The following is a 17,211-nucleotide window of genomic DNA, read 5'->3' on the forward strand; positions in this document are numbered from 1 at the left end:
AGGCGCACCACTCGCTGCGGGATGTGCGCCGGGCCGTCGCCGTCAGCGGAGCAGGGCCACGTTGTCGAACCAGCCGACCTCGAGCACCAGGGACAGGTCGACCGGGGCCGGCGAGCCGTCCTGCTGGATCACGGCCAGGCGCCAGCCGTCGGCGACGAGCCCGGCGAGCTGTTCGGCGAACGCCGGCCAGCGCTCGCCCATCCGGTTGCGCACCACCTCGACCGCGATCGCGACATCCTGCGCCCCCGCCAGCCAGCCGGCCATCCCGGCCAGCACATCGGCCTCGGCGCCCTCCACGTCGATCTTCACCAGCCGTGGGCGGTGCTCCAGCAGCACGGGATCCAGCGGTACGGCGTCGACCGCCACCTCGTCGTGACGGTCGACCCTGAAATGTCCCGCGTACCAGTCGTCGTGCCGCAGCAGGGAACCGTTGCCCTGGAAGCGTTCGCTCAGGTGGAACGTCAGGGTCTCGGCGCGGGACCAGGCGGCCTGCTCACGGACCTCGACCCAGTCGTTGTAGTAGTTGACGGCCACGTTGTCGCGCAGCAGGGCCGCCTGGCGGGGGCTCGCCTCGTAGGCGACGACCCGGCCCCGCCGGCCGACGGTGCGGGCCATGAAGACCGTGAGCGCCCCGATGTTGGCGCCGACGTCGAAGGCGGTGTCGCCGGGGCGCAGCCAGCTCCTGACGAAGCCGCAGAGGGCCGGGTCGAAGACGCCGTTGAGGACCAGGTCCGGGGTGAGGCTCATGTCGGCGCCGTCGCAGTAGAGCTTGTCGCCCCACACGGTGCGCACGAGCACCCGACCGCCGCCGACGTACACGGCGGTGTGCGTCGACGGCGGCGGCGGCGGCGCGGAGGGTGCCGGAACCTGGGCGGCGGGACGGCCCAGCGCCTGCAGGGAGCGGGCGTTCTCGGCCGGGTCCGCGCTCAGCTCGACCCGGACCTTCGCGGGCAGGGAGCTGCCCTCCGGCTCGCCGTAGACCACGATGTCGGGCAGGTCGCGCCCGTCGGCCAGCTGTTGCATCACGCCGGCGACGGCGTCGCCCACCGCCTCCGTCACCTCGGGCACGCCCTTCACGACGAGGGCCAGTTCCGCGCCGGGGACGGCCGACGCGGCGTCCAGCGCGCCCGACAGCACGGCCACGCCGGGCTCCACGAGGTCGGGGTCGACGGTGACGAGGATCCGCTCGACGGTCCGGCTCAGGGGTACCACCTCCTCCGCTTTCGGCTTTTCGACGTGCCACGACTTCGCCCAGTGGTGGGCGGCGTACGCGTCCGGGAACTCCTCGCCCGCGCGGTGCGGCTCGGTCCAGTGGTACGGGTAGAAGAGCTCCGGCCCGAAGACGCTCGGGACCGGGTGACCGAGGGCGTCCTGCTCGATCAGGGTCCGGGTGAGCAGCTCCGGCCCGGTCTGCTCGTTGGGCGGACGTCCGGGCAGCCACGCCATCGAGTCGGCCAGGGCCGCCACCACGGCGGCGAAGAAGGGATGGCCGGGTTCGCAGCCGAGCAGCCCGATGCTCGCCCGGAAGCCGTCCTCGCGGGCGCAGAACGCGTCGACCCCGCCGAGGAGCGGTTCGATGTTGCGGAAGCACTCGAAGTCGGTGTCGAGATAGACGCCGCCGTGGGCGAGCAGCAGCTCGTACCGGAAGATGTCGGCCTTCTGCGCCATCGTCGTGGCGGCGTCGAAGGCGGCCTGGTTGACCAGCGGCGGGACGTCCTCCTCCCGCCACAGCCGCAGCGCCCAGTCCGGGTGGTGCCGCGCCCACGTCTCGCCGAACGCCTGCTCGCGGGCGGGTATCGGACCGCCGAACCAGATGCGGTGGAAGACCCTGGGGATGCGCAACTGCTGGAGCACGGCCGTCATCGGAAGCTCCCGACCAGGTCACGGGTATGCAGCAGGCGGCGCAGGGAGTCGCTGATCGTGCCGCGCGGCAGCGGGAGGGCGTGCCGGGCCGGGTCGTGGCCGTCGACCGGGGTGAACGAGGCGACCACGTCGCACGCCCGCCACAGGTCGTCGGCGTCGTCGCAGGCGAGCACCTCGACGTTGCCGCTGCCGGTGAACGTGTGGCCCGGGGGCACGCCCACGACCAGTACCGCCGCATCCTCCGGCGCGTCGGCCAACTCCTGCGCCACCTCGCCCAGCAGCGGCGACAACGCGCTGATGCCGACCCGCAACGGCCGGCCCTCCTCCCGGGCGGCCGCCCGGCGGGCGACCAGCAGCCAGCCGAGGCTCGCCTCGATCGAGCTGATCGTCACGAGGTCGGAGTGCAGCCGGTCGAGCAGCGTGCCCTTGCCGTGCGGGTCCGGTAGCTTCCGCAGCGCCTCCAGGGTCGTCGGCCAGTTCGCGGTGAGCAGCCGCAGCCGGGCGTCGGCCCGGCGGGCGAGCTTGCGCGCCGTGGCCTCATACGTGCTGCTGCGGAACACCGGGTGGGTGCGCAGCGCCGGGTGCCGCTCGGCGAGGTGCGCCCGGGCCTGGCCGACGCGCCCGGCCCGGCGCATCAGCGACAGCGCGTCGAGCCCGATCCGGACCCGCTGCACGGCGTGCCGGTTGTGCACGACCCGCAGGCCGCGGGGTTTGCCGGCGAGACGGTACGCGAGGTCCGCGTCCTCGGCGAACGAGACCTCGAAGCGGGTGTCGCCGAGCACCGACCGGCGGATCGTCGAGCGGCCGCCCCAGAACTGGTACCAGTCGCCGACGCTCAGGTGCCGCAGGCCCTCGTGGCTCATGTAGACCATCCCGCGGAACGCCAGCCAGGCCTCGACGCTGGTGGCGCGGTCGGCGGTCGGGCCGGTCCAGCCGAGGACGGCGTCGACCTCGTCGCCGTGTTCGAGGTATGTGCGCAGGTGCTCGGCGAGGCAGCGCGGCGCGGGTTCGTCGTCGTCGTCGAGGAAGAACAGGATGTCGCCGCGGCTCGCCTCGATGCCGGCGTTGCGGGCCTCGCCGAGGCCGACGTTCTGGTCGAGCCGGATGAAGGTGAGGTCGAGCCGGTCCAGGAACGGCAGCACGATCGGCTCGGCGCTCTCCGCGGACCCGTCGTCGACCACCACCACGTGGAACCGCTCGCGGGGCAGCGTCTGCCGGCACAGCGCGGCGAGACACTCGTGCAACGGCCCCGGCCGCTGGTACGTGGTGACGACGACGCTCATCGTCAGGTCGGTCTCCGGCGGTTCCAGCTCGCCGGCGAGCTCGCGGTACACGTCGGCCCACCCCTTGCCGGCCCGCGGGCTGGAGTGGTCGAGGACCGGGCTGCCCGGATCGAGCCAGTCCGCCTGGAGGCCGCGGTGGTCGGCGACACAGACGAGGTCGGCGCGGGTGAACTGGTCCGCGAGGAAGGCCCGGGCGGACTCCCCGCGCGGCGGCAGCCAGCCGGTGTGGACGCTGGTGACGAGCGGGATGCCGAGCAGCCACACGCGTTCCAGCATCGCGGCGTCGGCGAGCTCCCCGGCGAGGTGCACGTGGACGGCGTCGACGGGCCGGTCGACGAACAGCTCGGCGAGCAGCCTTTCGGTGGGCGTGTCACCGTGGAACGGCTCCGGGTCGGCGACGTCGAGCCGGAACTGGCGGACCCCGTGCTCCAGCCCGGTTTCCCGCAGGCCGGGCCGCTCGGCCCGCACCGGCTCGACGGTGAGCACGTCCCACCCGCGGGCGGCCACGTGCCGGGCGAGATCGGCGCAGCGACGGAACGCGATGGCGTCGCGGGACGGCAGGATGACAGCGACCGTCGGTCGGCGTGTGTTGGTCCGCACACGGTCCCCATCGGCACCCGTCCGGCATCGTTGAGGAAACCGCGTCACACCCCCGCCGAGGCTGCCGCGTCGGTCACGGCGAGCGCCGCCCGGTGGGGTTTTTCGGGGTTTCTCCCTGACACCCGTGACGGGTGAGGCGAAAGCCCGGAACTGCCACCGACCTGCCCCCGACCGGCAACCAAGCGGCAACCAAGCGGCACACCGAACTGCCTCAACATGCGGCCCCGGGCGCCGATGTGCCCGACGAGCAAGGATCGCTCATCAGTTGCGCCATGGACCGGCGACACACCGACGGGAGTCCGGTCTGTGTTCGAAGACGTCACGTCGGTCACCCTGCACAGCGCCCTCACCGGGCTGGCCAGGCGGCAGCGGGTGATCGCCGACAACATCGCCAACATCGAGACGCCGGGGTTCCTCGCCGGCAGGGTCCAGTTCGAGGACGCGTTGCGCACCGCGGTCGAGGCGGGTGAGCCCGGCAGCGCGCCCGTCAGGGTGGCCAGATCGCTGGAGCCGACCCGCGAGAACGGCAACAACGTGAACCTCGACCGCGAGGTGCTCTCGAACGTCGACACGGGCCTGCGGTACCAGACGATGCTGCGCGCCACCGACGACAAGTTCGTCCTGCTGCGCACCGCGATCAGGGGTTGATCATGACCATCTTCAGCGCGATCGGCATCGCCGGCACCGGCGTGACCGTCTACCGAAAGTGGCTGGACGCCGTCGCGGACAACGTCGCGAACATCAACGACGCGGTGTCCACGAACGGCGACGTGTTCCGGGCACGGTACGTGCAGGCGCAGGCCGTCGGCTACGGATCGGGCGAGGGCGGGGCGGTCGTGGCCGGCACCGCGCTCGGCGACGCCAAGGGCCGGCTGGTGTACGAGCCGGAGAACCCCCTCGCCGACCGCGAGGGCTACGTGAAGTACCCCAGCATCGACCTCGGCTCGCAGATGACCCAAATGATCATGGCGCAGCGGGCCTACCAGGCGAACCTGACCGTCGTGGACCGCGCCAAGGACGCGTACCAGGCGGCGATCCAGATCGGGAAGGGCTGATCCCCGTGTCCATCGACGCGATCGCTCCCATCGGGGCCGTCTCCGGCCTGTCCCCCGTCACCGCCTCGTCCGGCAGCAACGGCGAGACCGGCGGCACCGCCGGCGGCGCGGACTTCGGCGCGATGGTGGCGCAGGGCCTGCAGCGGCTCCAGCAGGTCCAGGACACCGCCGACGGGCTGGCCGTCCAGGCCGCCACCGGCCGGCTCACCGACGTGCACGACTACATGATCGCGGCGACCCAGGCGAGCCTCGCGACGAGCCTCGCCGCCGCCGTGCGCAACCGCGCCCTCGAGTCGTTCAACGAGATCATGAGGATGCAGGCCTGATGCGCGAACGGCTCACCGCGCTCGGCCGCCGTGGCGCCGACGGCTGGAAGTCGTTCACGCCGGGACAGAAGGCGGTCACCGTCGTCGCCGTGCTGGCGCTGGCCATCGGCGGGTACTTCTTCGCGACGTGGGCGGGCAAGCCCCCGATGACCCCGCTGTTCTCGAACCTGCAGGCCGCGGACGCGAGTGCGATCGTCGACCGGCTCAACGCCGAGGGCGTGACGTACTCCATCACCGACGGCGGCAGCACCATCATGGTGCCCAACGACCAGGTCTATGCCCTGCGCATCTCGATGAGCGGCGCCGGCCTGCCCGCCGCGGGCGACGCCGGCTACTCCCTGCTCGACAAGCAGGGCGTCATGACGAGCGAGTTCATGCAGCAGGTGACCTACCGGCGGGCGCTGGAAGGCGAGCTGGGCAAGACGATCCAGTCGATCGACGGCGTCAACGCGGCGACGGTACATCTGGCGATCCCGCAGAAGGACGTCTTCACCGACGAGCAGCAGCCGCCGACCGCGTCGGTGCTCGTGGACACCGGCACCAAGCCGCTCTCCGGCGACAAGGTGACCTCGATCGTCCACCTCGTGTCCTCCAGCGTCGAAGGGATGGAGCCGAACGCGGTCACCGTCGTCGGCGCCAACGGCAAGGTCCTGTCGAGCTCCGGCGACAGCGGCGGCGCAACGGGAGCGGACGGCGCCGCCGGTCTGACCACCGCGTACGAGCAACGGCTCAACAACGCGCTGCAGAACATGCTCGACACCGTCGTCGGGCCGGGGCACTCGGTCGTCAACGTCACCGCCGACCTGGACTTCGACAACACCGAGACGAAGACGCAGCGGTACGTCGCGGATCCGGCCGTACCGCCGCTGTCGGAGTCGAAGAAGTCGGAGCAGTACACGGGCGGCAACGGCACCCCGGTCGGGGGTGTGCTCGGGCCGGACAACATCCAGGTCCCCAACGGCACCGGTGCCGGCGGCGACGGGCAGTACCAGCAGACGACGGAGACCCGCAACAACGCGGTCGGCATGGTCACCGAGACCCGCAAGTCGGCCCCGGGCGCGGTGAAGAAGCTCGCCGTGGCGGTCATCGTCGACAGCTCGAAGGCGCGGATCGACGAGGCGCAGTTGCAGCAACTGGTGTCCTCGGCGGTCGGGCTCGACGCGACCCGCGGAGACCAGATCGCGGTCAGCTCGATGGCCTTCGACACCAGCGCCGCCGAGGCCGAGCAGAACGCGCAGGCGGAGGCCGCCAAGCAGCAGCAGGCGGAGGTGCGGCAGCAGTACGTCCAGATGGGCGCGATCGTCCTCGCGCTGCTGATCCTGCTGATCGTGGCCGCGCTCCGGCAGCGCAAGAAGCGCAAGGCGGAGAAGCTGAAGCTCACCGAGGAGCAGAACGCCGCGCTGGAGGAGATGCAGGCCGCGATCGAGGCGGCCCGCGCGAAGCTCGCGCTGGAAGGCGGCGGCGGCCCGGGCGGGGCCCCCGCGCTGGAGGGCGGCGGCGCGCCGGGCGACGAGTTCGACCGCGACGGCCGCTTCCGCGACCTGACGACCATGGTCGAGAAGCAGCCCGACGAGGTGGCGCAACTGCTGCGCGGCTGGCTCGCGGACCGGCGTGGGTAGGGCGGTGATTCATGACCACGGGTGAGATGACGGGTCTGCGCAAGGCCGCCATCCTGCTCGTGCAGATGGGCAAGGACGACGCCGCCAAGATCATGGCGCACCTCCGGGAGGCCGAGGTCGAGGAGCTCACCGCCGAGATCGTGCGCCTGGGCCAGATCGAGGTCGACGTCGCCGACACGGTGCTCGCGGAGTTCCACGACATGGCGACCGGCCACAAGTACGTGGGCCAGGGCGGCATGGACTTCGCCCGGGATCTGCTGGAGGCGTCGCTCGGCCGGGAGCGGGCCGGCGAGATCGTCGACCGGCTGAACACCGTCTTCCTGGACGTGCCGTTCGGGTTCCTGACCCAGGCGGATCCGCGGCAGCTGCTGTCGTTCCTCCAGGACGAGCACCCGCAGACGATCGCCCTCGTGCTCGCGCACATGACCGCGACCCAGGCGTCGCAGATCCTCTCCGGCCTCTCGCCGGAGCTCCAGGCCGACGTGGCGCACCGGATCGCGGTCATGGACCGCACCTCGCCCGACATCATCCGCCAGGTCGAGGCGACGCTGGAGCGCAAGATGTCGTCGGTGCTCCAGCCCAACGACCTGTCCAACGTCGGCGGCCTGGAGCCGCTGGTCGAGATCATCAACCGGACCGACCGGGCCACCGAGCGGCTCATCCTGGAGGGCCTCGCCGGGCGCAATCCGGAGCTCGCCGAGGAGATCCGGTCGAAGATGTTCATGTTCGAGGACATCGTGTCCCTCGACGACCGCTCCATCCAGCTCGTGCTGCGCCAGGTCGAGACCAACGACCTCGCCACCGCGCTCAAGGGCGTGCGCGAGGAGGTCCGCCAGAAGGTCATGAAGAACCTCTCGGAGCGGGCCTCGGAGAACCTCGCCGACGAGATCGAGATGCTCGGCCCGGTGCGCCTGCGCACCGTCGAGGAGTCGCAGGCCAAGATCGTCCAGGCCATCCGCACCCTGGAGGAGTCCGGACAGATCGTGATCCGCAGGGGCGATGACGATGAGTTCGTCGGCTGACTACGAGCCGGCCTTCCCACCGCCGCCGCAGAAGCGGCCGGGCAAGCCGCGGCCGGCCTTCCCGCCGCCGCCACCGCCGCCCGTGACCCCGGCGACGCGGGCGTTCCCGCCACCGGAGCAGCCGGCGACGGTACGGTTCGGCGAGCACGTCCTGCGCGACGACCGCGCCGGTGCGGCCCCGTCGGCCCGGTTCGACGTCGACCTCAGCGAGCGGGAGACGCTGCCGCCCGACCTCGTCGCCCGGATGCGCGCCGAGGCGGAGGCCGTCGGATACGCCGCGGGCTGGGCGCAGGGCCGCCGGGAGGCGCAGGCCAGCGCCGCCGCCGAGGCCGAACGGATGGCCACCGAGGCGGCGGAGGTCGCCGAGATGCACCGCCGCCGGGTCGACCGGGCCCTGAAGGCGCTCGGCGCCGCCGCCGAAGCCCTCGAGCACCGCGCCGTGCCCGCCGCGCACGACATCGAGGCGCAGATCGTCGAGTCCGCGTTCGCGCTCGCCGAGGCGGTGCTCGGCCGCGAACTGCGCACCGCCGCCGAGCCGGGCCGGGAGGCGCTCACGCGGGCCCTCGCGCTCGCGCCGGCGGCAAGTCCGGTGACCGTACGGCTCAACCCGGCCGACCGGCTGACGATTGGCCGTACGGAACTGGTCATGGACGGCCGCACGGTGACCCTCGTGGAGGACCCGGCCCTCCAGCCGGGCGACGCCGTGGCGGTGTGCGAGGCCACGACGATCGACGCGCGGCTGGGGCCGGCGCTCGAGCGGGTGCGGGAGGTACTCGAGCAGTGACACTGACATCGGCGCTGCAACAACGACTCGCGGCGGCCCGGCAGGCCGCACATCCCCGCGTGACCGGCCGGGTCAGCTCGATCGTCGGCCTGTCCGTCACCGTGACCGGGGTCGAGGGCCGCGTCGGCGACCTGGTCGAGATCGGCGACCCCGAGCGGATGCCGCCGGTGCCCGCCGAGGTCGTGTCCATCGAGGGCGACCGGCTCGCCTGCCTGCCGCTCGGCCCGCTCACCGGGATCGGGGCCGGCAGCCCGGTGCGAAGCACCGGCGGGCCGCTGCGGATCGCCGTCGGCGAACAGCTGCGCGGCCGCGTGCTCGACGGGCTCGGCCGACCGATGGACGGCGGGCCCGCGCTCTTCGGCCTCGAACAGGTCTCCGTCGAGAACGATGCGCCCGACGCCCTCGCCCGCGGCCGGGTCCAGGAGCCGCTGTCGCTCGGCGTACGCGCCCTCGACACCCTCGTGCCGTGCGGCCGGGGCCAGCGCGTCGGCATCTTCGCCGGCAGCGGTGTCGGCAAGAGCAGCCTGATGTCGATGATCACCCGTGGTACCGACGCCGAGATCTCGGTGATCGGGCTGGTCGGCGAACGCGGCCGCGAGGTCCGCGAGTTCATCGAGAACGACCTCGGCCCCGAGGGCCTGGCCCGCTCGGTCGTGGTGATCGCGACCTCCGACCAGCCGCCGCTCGTCCGCCTGCGGGCGGGCTTCGTCGCGACCCGCATCGCGGAGTTCTTCCGCGACGGCGGCGCCGACGTGCTACTGCTCATGGACAGCCTCACGCGGACCGCGATGGCGCAGCGCGAGGTCGGCCTGTCCGCCGGCGAGCCGCCCGCGACACGCGGCTATCCGCCGAGCGTCTTCGCACTGCTGCCGCGCCTCCTCGAGCGCGCGGGACCGGCGCCGGTCGGCAGCATCACCGGCCTCTACACGGTGCTCGTCGAGGGCGACGACCACAACGAGCCGATCGCCGACGCGGCCCGGTCCATCCTGGACGGTCACATCACCCTCGACCGGCGGCTGGCCACATCCGGCCACTTCCCCAGCATCGACGTGCTGGAGTCGGTGTCCCGGGTCGCCAACGCGGTCACGACCCGCGAGCAGCGCGCGAACGCGACCGCGCTGCGGCGCATGCTGGCCGCCCACCGCGACGTGCGCGAACTGGTCGAGATCGGCGCGTACGTCCCGGGCACCAACCCCGACGCGGACCGCGCGCGCCAGCTGTGGCCGCAGATCAACGACTTCCTCCGGCAGGACATGGACGACACCACCCCGGCGCCCCGGGCGTGGGAGATGCTCGACGCACTGGTGGCGGGTGGCTGATGGCCAAAAGTGGATTCCGGCTGGCCGCGGTCCTTCGGGCCCGCAAGGCACAGGAAGATGCCGCAAAAGCAGCGGTGGTACGCGCACGTGCCGACGCCACCACGGCGGTGGAGAAGGTTCGCGCGCGGGAACGTGACCTCGACGGGCGCAGGGTGCCCGACGCGGCCACCTCGGCGGCGTTCGCGGCCACGCTGACCGCCCGCCAAGCGGTCGCGGGCGAGCTCGCCGCCGCGATCGGCGTGCGCCGGCTCGCCGAGGAGGCCGTCGAGGACCGCCTGCGCGACCTGACCGAGGCGGCCGTGCAGCGGCGCACGATCGAGAAGCTCCAGGAGCGGCACGACGCGACCCGCAAGCGCACCCGGCAGGCCGCCGAGGAGAAGGCCGTCGACGACCTGACCACCGCCGCCGCGCACAAGGAGCCACGCTCGTGACGGTACTGAACATGCAGACGCGGATCGCTGAGATTCGCGGCATGATGGGCCTCTCTCGGCCCCCGGCGGCGGCGTCGGGCGACGCGTTCGCGGCGGCGCTCGAGTCCACGACGGCCACGCCCGAGAGCGGCGCGGTCACCGGCGCCGACGTGGTCTCGGCCGCGCGGAAGTACCTCGGCACGCCGTACGTCTTCGGCGGCAACACGCCGGAGCGCGGCCTCGACTGCTCGGGACTGGTCCAGCGGGTCTACGCCGACCTGGGGGTCGGCCTTCCGCGGGTGGCCCGGGACCAGGCTCGCGCGGGCACGGCCGTGGCGTCGCTCGCCCAGGCCCGCCCGGGCGACCTGCTCGCGTTCGGCAGCCCGGTCGACCACATCGGCATCTACGCGGGCGACGGCAGGATGATCGTCGCACCGCACTCGGGCGACGTCGTGAAGGTCCAGGAGGTGACCACGACGCCGACCGCGATCCGGCGCATCCTGCCGTCGGCCACGGAGCCGCTCGTGCCCACCTCGGTGGCCGCGTCGGCGATGCGCCCGGCGGCGCTGACCGGCAACGTCCCGTACGCCGACCTGTTCCAGCAGGCGGCCGCGCAGTACAACCTGTCACCGGCGCTGCTCGCCGCCGTGGCGAAGGTGGAGTCCGGCTTCAACCCGTCAGCGGTCAGCCGCGCCGGCGCCCAGGGCCTGATGCAGATCATGCCGGCGACCGCGCGCGGCCTCGGCGTCGACGCGCTGGACCCGCGGCAGGCCGTGGACGGCGCGGCCCGGCTCCTGTCGGGCAACCTGCGCCGGTTCGGCGACCTCGACCTGGCCCTGGCCGCGTACAACGCCGGCGGCGGCGCGGTGAGCCGGTACGGCGGCATTCCCCCGTTCCCCGAGACCCAGGCGTACGTGCCGAAGGTGAAGGCAGCGATGGCACAGTTGACGTCGAGGGGGTTCGCGTGACAACCGCTCCCCTGCCCGCGACCCGGCCCGGCACCGCACCACAGTCCCGCGGCGCCGAACCGCCCCCGCCCCAGGACGACGCCTTCGCGGCAGCCTTGGCCGCGGCCGTCCACGGCCGCCTCTCGGAGGGTGCTCCGGTGCACGGCGCCCGCGACGGCCGGGACCGCGGCTCGCCGCCCTCCCGCGGCTTCGCGGCGGACCGCGGACCGGCGCGGCGCCCCGACGAACGCCGAGATCTCGACCACCAGCGTGCGGCGGAGGCGGCGTCCGACCGCCGCTCGGCACAGGTGTCTGCGGACCGCCGCTCGGCAGAGGCGGCCGCGGACCGCCGCTCGGCAGAGGCGGCGTCCGACCGCCGGGCCACCGAGGACCGCCGGGCCACCGAGGCGGCGTCCGACCGCCGCGCCCGGGAGGAGGCGCTCCGGAGGTCGGCGGCGGAGGCGTTCCAGGCCGGCGGCTGGCGGCAGCCGGAAAGCATGCAGCAGACAGCACGGCCCGAATCAGCACGGATCGAGTCGGCACGGATCGAGTCGGCGCAGGCCGGCTGGTCGAGCCGGATCGACCGGAACGTTCCCGGCCACGCAGAGCCGGCGCGGTCCAGGTACGACTCGCCCACTGACGCGCCGTCCGCCGGTGGTGCGGGTCCGGCCACCGGCAGAGCGGATGTCCCGCCCGGCACCCAGCAACCGAACGGCGCACGGTCGGCTGCCCCGAACACGGCCCCGAACGGCACCGAGACCAACGGTCCGGCGCCCGAGGGAACAACCGTCACCGGGACCTCGGCCACCGGAAATACAACCGCGGGCACCTCGGCCGCCGGAACCTCGGCCGCAGGAGCCACGACTGCCGGAAACACGGCCACCGGCACCTCAACCGCGGGCACCTCAACCGCGGGCACCTCGACCGCAGGCACCTCGACCGCAGGCACCTCAACCGCAGGCACCTCGACCGCAGGCACCTCAACCGCCGGAACCTCGACCGCCGGAACCTCGGCCGCCGGAACCTCGACCGCCGGAACCTCGGCCGCGGGCACCTCAACCGCGGGGACCCCGGCCGCGGGCACCTCGGCCGCAGGAGCCACGACTGCCGGAAACACGGCCGCCGGGGCCACGACCGCCGGAAGCGCAACCGCTGGAAGCGCGACCACCGGAACGGCGGCGGCCGGGACCGCGATCGCCGCATCCGCCACCAGGGGCATGACCACCGACAGCATGACCGCTGGAGGCACGGCCACCGGAACCACAGGCATCGGCCGGCCGAACGGCACCGGCGCCGCGCCGGGCGGCACGGCTGCCGTGTCGTCCCAGCCGGGCGCCGCCGCTGCCGGAACCCCGGGCGGCGCGGCGACCGCACTCGGGCCGAACGCTCCTGCCGCACCCGGCACCGGGACAACCGGACGGACGGACGGCACCAACGGCGCCGGCGTGCGTCCGACGGGCCTGTACGACAGCAGCCCGGCAGGTGCCGGAGCCTCGGTAGCCGGGCCGGGCGGCACCATGGCCGGCACACCAACCGCAACAGGTGCACCGGGCGCCGACACGACAGCCGCGGAAGTCGCCGCGACCGCGGTGGCAGGCACCTCCGTTGCGGGGACACCGAACGCCACCACCGACGCGCCGGCCACCACCACAACCAAGGCGCCGGGCACTGCCACGATCGGCGCACCGGATGGTGCTCCGGACGGCACCGCGACCGGCACACCGGACGGCACCGCGACGGATGCACCGAACAGCGGTGTCACGGGCGCACCGAACGGCGCCATGACCAGCACGCCGGGCGGCGGCGGCACGGCCGCACCAAACGGCAGCGTCACGGGCGCATCGGACGGCGCCGTGACCAACACGCCGGGCAGCGGCGGCACAGACGCACCGAACGGCGTCGTCACGGGCGCGCCGGACGACAGCTCGACGAGCGCACCGGGCGGCGGCGGGACGGGCGCACCGGGCGGCGGTGTGACGGGCGCACCGAACAGCGGCGCGGCCGGGTCACCGGCTGACACCGGCGCGGTCCGTTCGATCGGCACCGGTGGCACCGAGCAGGCGAACACCGCCGACCCCGCCGGCCCGGCGGGCCAACCGGCCGCCGTCGCCGGGGAACGGCTCGCCGGTGGGGAGCCGCAGCGCGCCGGAGCGGGTGGCGACACCGGCAGCGGTGGGACGCAGGCCGCGGGGCCGGGCGTCACCGGTGCGGCAGCGACCGACGGCGGCCAGGGCAGCGACGCGCAGAACAACACCGCCCAGAACAACACCGCCCAGAACAACACCGCCCAGAACAGCGGCACCCAGAACAGCAGCGCCCAGAGCAACACCGCTCAGGACAACAGCGCCCAGGGCAGCGGGTACCCGGCCGGCGGGGTCGTCCAGGTCGGCACCCACGGGGTCTCCGGGCAGAACGGCCCCACCGGTGATGAGCAGACGGCCGCGCCCGTGGCGGGCCCCCGTGGTGAGAGCGTCGCCGCCTGGAGCGGGCCCGCCGTTCCGGAACCGGCCCAGGACAAGGCTGCCGCGACCGGCGGCCGGCAGGAGACGACGGACGTGGCCCAGCCGGGACGGCCCGCGGCCGACGCCGCCGTCGGTGCCGCCCTCGCCGGGGACCGCGTGGGCGTGGCGCCGGGCCAGCAGGTGACGGCGGCGGGCGGGGCGGGGGCTCAGCAGGTACCGCTGCCTCAGGCGGCCATCGCGGGGCAGGTCGCGATGGTCCTGACGCCCCTTCGGAAGGGGCCCGACGGGGTGCACCGGATGACCATCCATCTCAACCCCGAGGAGCTCGGGGCGGTGAGCATCGTCGCGGAGGTGCGTGGCGGCGCGATCACCGTGCAACTGCAGGCCGGCAGTGACGCCGGGCGAGCGGCGTTGCAGGCCGCGCTGCCCGAGCTCCGGCAGGACCTCCAGCAGGCCGGGTTCGGCGGCTGCGAGCTGGACCTGCACCAGCAATCGTCCCCAAACGGCAACCCGCCGCAACAATTCTCAGGTTGGCACCCCGGGGGTCGATCTGACCAACGTGCGCCCGAACGTCGCGCGGAAACCCCCGATCGGGGGACGCAGCCGGTGACGGAGGACGCGACCGGCGCGCTGGATCTGCGCGTCTGAGCGAAGGAGATACTGCCATCACCACGCCGACTCCGGTCAGCGGGAACGTCAGCGACTACGTGCCGAAGACGAACGCGCCGGCCAAGAAGCAGGACAGCGACGATCCCGACAAGCCCGCCAAGCCCGGCGGTGACCTCGGCAGGGACGCGTTCCTCAAGCTGCTCGTCGCGCAGCTGCGGAACCAGGACCCGACCGCGCCGATGAAGAACACCGAGTTTCTGGCCCAGACGGCACAGTTCACCGTGGTCGAGAAGCTCACCGACATGGCGACCATGGAGCAGAACCTGCTCAACGCGCAGCTGCAGCTCGGCGCCAGCAACCTCATCGGCAGGATGATCACGTACACCGATGCGGAGGGCAAGGAGCACTCGGGCGTGGTGTCGTCGGCCAAGTTCGCGGGCGGCAGCCCCACCCTTCGGGTCGGCGACACGGACGTCGCGCTCTCGGCGGTCAAGGAAGTCCGCCAAACCCCGGCAACCCCGGCGTCCTGACAACCCGCTGTCGAAAGGAACCCCACCCCGATGCTTCGCTCACTCTTCTCCGGCATCAGCGGCCTGCGCGCGCACCAGCAGATGATGGACGTCACCAGCAACAACATCGCCAACGTCAACACCGTCGGCTTCAAGTCGTCGCAGACGGTCTTCCAGGACACCCTGAGCCAGATGATGCGCGCCGCGGGCGCGCCGCAGCAGGGGCAGGGCGGCACCAACCCGGCGCAGGTCGGCCTCGGTGTGCGGCTCGGCGCGATCAACACCAGCTTCGTACAGGGCTCCGCGCAGACGACCGGCCGCGCGACCGACGTGATGATCTCCGGTGACGGCTTCTTCGTGGTCAACTCGGTCAACGAGCAGCTGTACACCCGGGCCGGCGCGTTCAACTTCGACGCCGAGGGCAAGCTGGTCACCCCGACCGGCGCCGCCGTGCAGGGCTGGCCCGCCGTCAACGGCGTGGTCAACACCAACGCGCCGATCGGCGACATCCGGCTGCCGATGGGCACGCTGATCGCGCCGCGGGCCACCAACACCATGGTGATCGCGGGCAACGTGCCGGCGAACGCGCCGGTGAACACCACGATCCCGCGGTCGATCCAGACGTACGACGTGCAGGGCAACACGGTGACGCTGACGACCACCTTCGAGCGGACGGCGGCGGGCTGGGAGGTCAGCGTCTCCGACGGCACCACGCCGTCGGCACCGGTCAGCGTCACGTTCGGGCCGGACGGCCTGGTCACCGGCCCGACCTACACGGACTCGGAAGGTAACACCAAGGTCGGCCTGGTCTACGACCCGGACAGCGACGGCAACGGCGTGACGGTCGACCTGGCCGGGCTCACCGAGTACACCGGCGACACGACCGTCAACGTGCTGAGCCAGAACGGCGCACCGGCCGCGACGCTGCAGTCGTTCACCATCAACCCCGACGGGCAGCTGGTCGGCATCTTCTCCAACGGCAACAAGCAGACCGTCGCGCAGCTCGCCCTGGCCAACTTCAACAACCCGCCCGGCCTGGAGAAGGCCGGCGACTCGCTCTACCGGTTCACCGTGAACTCCGGCCTCGCCCAGGTCGGCGCGCCCGGCACCGTCGGCCTCGGCACGCTGCAGAGCGGCGCGGTCGAGATGTCCAACGTCGACCTGGCGCAGGAGTTCACCAACCTGATCGTCGCGCAGCGCGGCTTCCAGGCGAACTCGAAGGTGATCAGCACGTCGGACGAGGTGCTGCAGGAGCTGGTCAACCTCAAGCGGTAGTTCCTAGGAGGGCTCCTTGATCCTGCTCACCCGCCTCAACGGCCCGGTGTTCGCGCTCAACCCAGACCTGGTCGAGCGGGCCGACTGCACTCCGGACACCGTGATCACGCTCGTCGACGGAACCAAGTACATCGTCGCCGAGTCGTTGCCGGAGCTGGTCTCGCTCATCCGGCAGTACCGGGCCTCGGTCGTCGCCGACGCCCAGCACCTGGCCGGGCAGACCCCGGGCGAGCGTGCGGACGCGGCCGCCGAGCGGGTCAAGGAGACCAACGTCGTCCGTCTGCACCGTCGGGAGCGCTGAGCAGCATGGATCCGGCAACCATCGTCGGCATCGCGCTGGCCTTCGTCGCGGTCTTCACCGCGCTGATCCTCGAGGGCGGCCATCCCGGCAGCATCTTCCTCCTGCCGCCGCTCATCCTGGTGTTCATCGGGACGCTGGGCGCCGCGATGGCGGGCGGGACGCTCAAGGACACCATCGGTCTGGTCGACTCGTTCAAGCGGGTGCTGCTCAGCAAGGCCGCGGCGCCCGACGCGCTGGTCGAGGACATCGTGAAGCTCGCCGAGAAGGCCCGCCGGGAGGGCCTGCTGGCGCTGGAGGACGCGATGAAGGAGGTGCAGGATCCCTTCCTCAAGAAGGGCCTGCAACTCGCGATCGACGGCACCGACTCCGAGGAACTGGCCGCCATCCTCGAGGCCGAGGTGGACGCGAAGAAGAAGGCCGACAAGCAGTCCGCGACGTACTTCACCGCGATGGGCGGCTACGCGCCGACGATCGGCATCGTCGGCACGGTGCTCGGCCTGATCCACGTGCTGGAGAACCTGAGCCAGCCCGACAAGCTCGGTCACCTGATCGCCGGCGCGTTTGTGGCGACCCTGTGGGGCGTGATGTCCGCCAACGTCCTGTGGTTGCCGATGGCAGCCAAGCTGAAGCGCGTCTCGGAGATGGAGGTCGCGCAGATGGAGCTCGTGATCGCCGGCATCATCAACATCCAGGCCGGCGCGAACCCGCGGCTAGTGGCGCAGAAGCTGCGCAGCCTCCTGCCGCCGGGCGGAGCGAAGCAGAAGGAAGCGGCCTAACCGCCCCGCAACCTGCGGCAACTCACACGTCGGCCGATTGGGCCGATGTCT

General features: G+C 72.7%; 16 protein-coding genes. 14 read left to right on the forward strand and 2 right to left on the reverse strand.

What is annotated here, in order from left to right:
- Positions 1-42: 42 nt before the first annotated feature.
- Positions 43-1,863: an FkbM family methyltransferase gene (locus tag Dfulv_RS41375; protein ID WP_259859271.1), complete on the reverse strand. Its 1,821-nt coding sequence runs from the start codon at positions 1,861-1,863 to the stop codon at positions 43-45.
- Positions 1,860-3,746 carry a glycosyltransferase gene (locus Dfulv_RS41380; RefSeq protein WP_259859272.1) on the reverse strand — a complete coding sequence of 629 codons (1,887 nt, stop codon included), beginning with the start codon at positions 3,744-3,746 and terminating at the stop codon, positions 1,860-1,862. The genes Dfulv_RS41375 and Dfulv_RS41380 overlap by 4 nt, the downstream gene beginning before the upstream one ends.
- Positions 3,747-4,052: 306 nt before the next feature.
- Here Dfulv_RS41380 and Dfulv_RS41385 point away from each other — a divergent pair, with 306 nt between their 5' ends.
- From Dfulv_RS41385 to Dfulv_RS41450, 14 genes are all read left to right on the forward strand, one after another.
- Positions 4,053-4,394: a flagellar basal body rod protein FlgB gene (locus Dfulv_RS41385; protein ID WP_259859273.1), complete on the forward strand. Its 342-nt coding sequence runs from the start codon at positions 4,053-4,055 to the stop codon at positions 4,392-4,394.
- 2 nt (positions 4,395-4,396) lie between these two features.
- Positions 4,397-4,801, forward strand: a complete 405-nt coding sequence (locus tag Dfulv_RS41390) for a flagellar basal body rod protein FlgC (protein ID WP_259859274.1) — start codon at positions 4,397-4,399, stop codon at positions 4,799-4,801.
- A gap of 5 nt (positions 4,802-4,806) precedes the next feature.
- Positions 4,807-5,127: a flagellar hook-basal body complex protein FliE gene (gene fliE / locus Dfulv_RS41395; RefSeq protein WP_259859275.1), complete on the forward strand. Its 321-nt coding sequence runs from the start codon at positions 4,807-4,809 to the stop codon at positions 5,125-5,127.
- A complete protein-coding gene (gene fliF / locus Dfulv_RS41400; protein ID WP_259859276.1) occupies positions 5,127-6,746 on the forward strand; it encodes a flagellar basal-body MS-ring/collar protein FliF in 1,620 nt (539 codons plus the stop codon). The genes fliE and fliF overlap by 1 nt, the downstream gene beginning before the upstream one ends.
- An 11-nt stretch (positions 6,747-6,757) precedes the next feature.
- On the forward strand, positions 6,758-7,768 hold the full coding sequence (gene fliG / locus Dfulv_RS41405) for a flagellar motor switch protein FliG (RefSeq protein WP_259859277.1): 1,011 nt from the start codon (positions 6,758-6,760) through the stop codon (positions 7,766-7,768).
- Complete coding sequence (locus Dfulv_RS41410) at positions 7,752-8,552, forward strand: FliH/SctL family protein (protein WP_259859278.1); 801 nt, start codon at positions 7,752-7,754, stop codon at positions 8,550-8,552. Before fliG ends, Dfulv_RS41410 begins: the two co-directional genes overlap by 17 nt.
- Positions 8,549-9,871 carry a FliI/YscN family ATPase gene (locus tag Dfulv_RS41415; protein ID WP_259859279.1) on the forward strand — a complete coding sequence of 441 codons (1,323 nt, stop codon included), beginning with the start codon at positions 8,549-8,551 and terminating at the stop codon, positions 9,869-9,871. Before Dfulv_RS41410 ends, Dfulv_RS41415 begins: the two co-directional genes overlap by 4 nt.
- A gap of 74 nt (positions 9,872-9,945) precedes the next feature.
- Positions 9,946-10,302 carry a hypothetical protein gene (locus tag Dfulv_RS41420; protein WP_259859280.1) on the forward strand — a complete coding sequence of 119 codons (357 nt, stop codon included), beginning with the start codon at positions 9,946-9,948 and terminating at the stop codon, positions 10,300-10,302.
- On the forward strand, positions 10,299-11,249 hold the full coding sequence (locus Dfulv_RS41425) for a lytic transglycosylase domain-containing protein (protein ID WP_259859281.1): 951 nt from the start codon (positions 10,299-10,301) through the stop codon (positions 11,247-11,249). The genes Dfulv_RS41420 and Dfulv_RS41425 overlap by 4 nt, the downstream gene beginning before the upstream one ends.
- Positions 11,246-14,338: a flagellar hook-length control protein FliK gene (locus tag Dfulv_RS41430; protein WP_259859282.1), complete on the forward strand. Its 3,093-nt coding sequence runs from the start codon at positions 11,246-11,248 to the stop codon at positions 14,336-14,338. Before Dfulv_RS41425 ends, Dfulv_RS41430 begins: the two co-directional genes overlap by 4 nt.
- Before the next feature lie 59 nt (positions 14,339-14,397).
- Positions 14,398-14,829: a flagellar hook capping FlgD N-terminal domain-containing protein gene (locus tag Dfulv_RS41435; protein ID WP_259859283.1), complete on the forward strand. Its 432-nt coding sequence runs from the start codon at positions 14,398-14,400 to the stop codon at positions 14,827-14,829.
- A gap of 30 nt (positions 14,830-14,859) precedes the next feature.
- A complete protein-coding gene (locus tag Dfulv_RS41440) occupies positions 14,860-16,083 on the forward strand; it encodes a flagellar hook protein FlgE (RefSeq protein ID WP_259859284.1) in 1,224 nt (407 codons plus the stop codon).
- Positions 16,084-16,099: 16 nt separating this feature from the next.
- Positions 16,100-16,384, forward strand: a complete 285-nt coding sequence (locus Dfulv_RS41445; protein ID WP_259859285.1) for a flagellar FlbD family protein — start codon at positions 16,100-16,102, stop codon at positions 16,382-16,384.
- 5 nt (positions 16,385-16,389) lie between these two features.
- Positions 16,390-17,160: a flagellar motor protein gene (locus tag Dfulv_RS41450; RefSeq protein ID WP_259859286.1), complete on the forward strand. Its 771-nt coding sequence runs from the start codon at positions 16,390-16,392 to the stop codon at positions 17,158-17,160.
- Positions 17,161-17,211: the final 51 nt, after the last annotated feature.

This window comes from Dactylosporangium fulvum (assembly GCF_025137375.1).
GTDB lineage: Bacteria > Actinomycetota > Actinomycetes > Mycobacteriales > Micromonosporaceae > Dactylosporangium > Dactylosporangium fulvum.

Excerpts from the sequence above, each read along its gene's own strand:
- fliG (WP_259859277.1), top strand. The coding sequence starts at position 6,758 with ATGACCACGGGTGAGATGACGGGTCTGCGCAAGGCCGCCATCCTGCTC.
- Dfulv_RS41440 (WP_259859284.1), top strand. The coding sequence starts at position 14,860 with ATGCTTCGCTCACTCTTCTCCGGCATCAGCGGCCTGCGCGCGCACCAG.
- Dfulv_RS41450 (WP_259859286.1), top strand. The coding sequence starts at position 16,390 with ATGGATCCGGCAACCATCGTCGGCATCGCGCTGGCCTTCGTCGCGGTC.
- Dfulv_RS41390 (WP_259859274.1), top strand. The coding sequence starts at position 4,397 with ATGACCATCTTCAGCGCGATCGGCATCGCCGGCACCGGCGTGACCGTC.
- Dfulv_RS41375 (WP_259859271.1), bottom strand. The coding sequence starts at position 1,863 with ATGACGGCCGTGCTCCAGCAGTTGCGCATCCCCAGGGTCTTCCACCGC.
- Dfulv_RS41410 (WP_259859278.1), top strand. The coding sequence starts at position 7,752 with ATGAGTTCGTCGGCTGACTACGAGCCGGCCTTCCCACCGCCGCCGCAG.
- fliF (WP_259859276.1), top strand. The coding sequence starts at position 5,127 with ATGCGCGAACGGCTCACCGCGCTCGGCCGCCGTGGCGCCGACGGCTGG.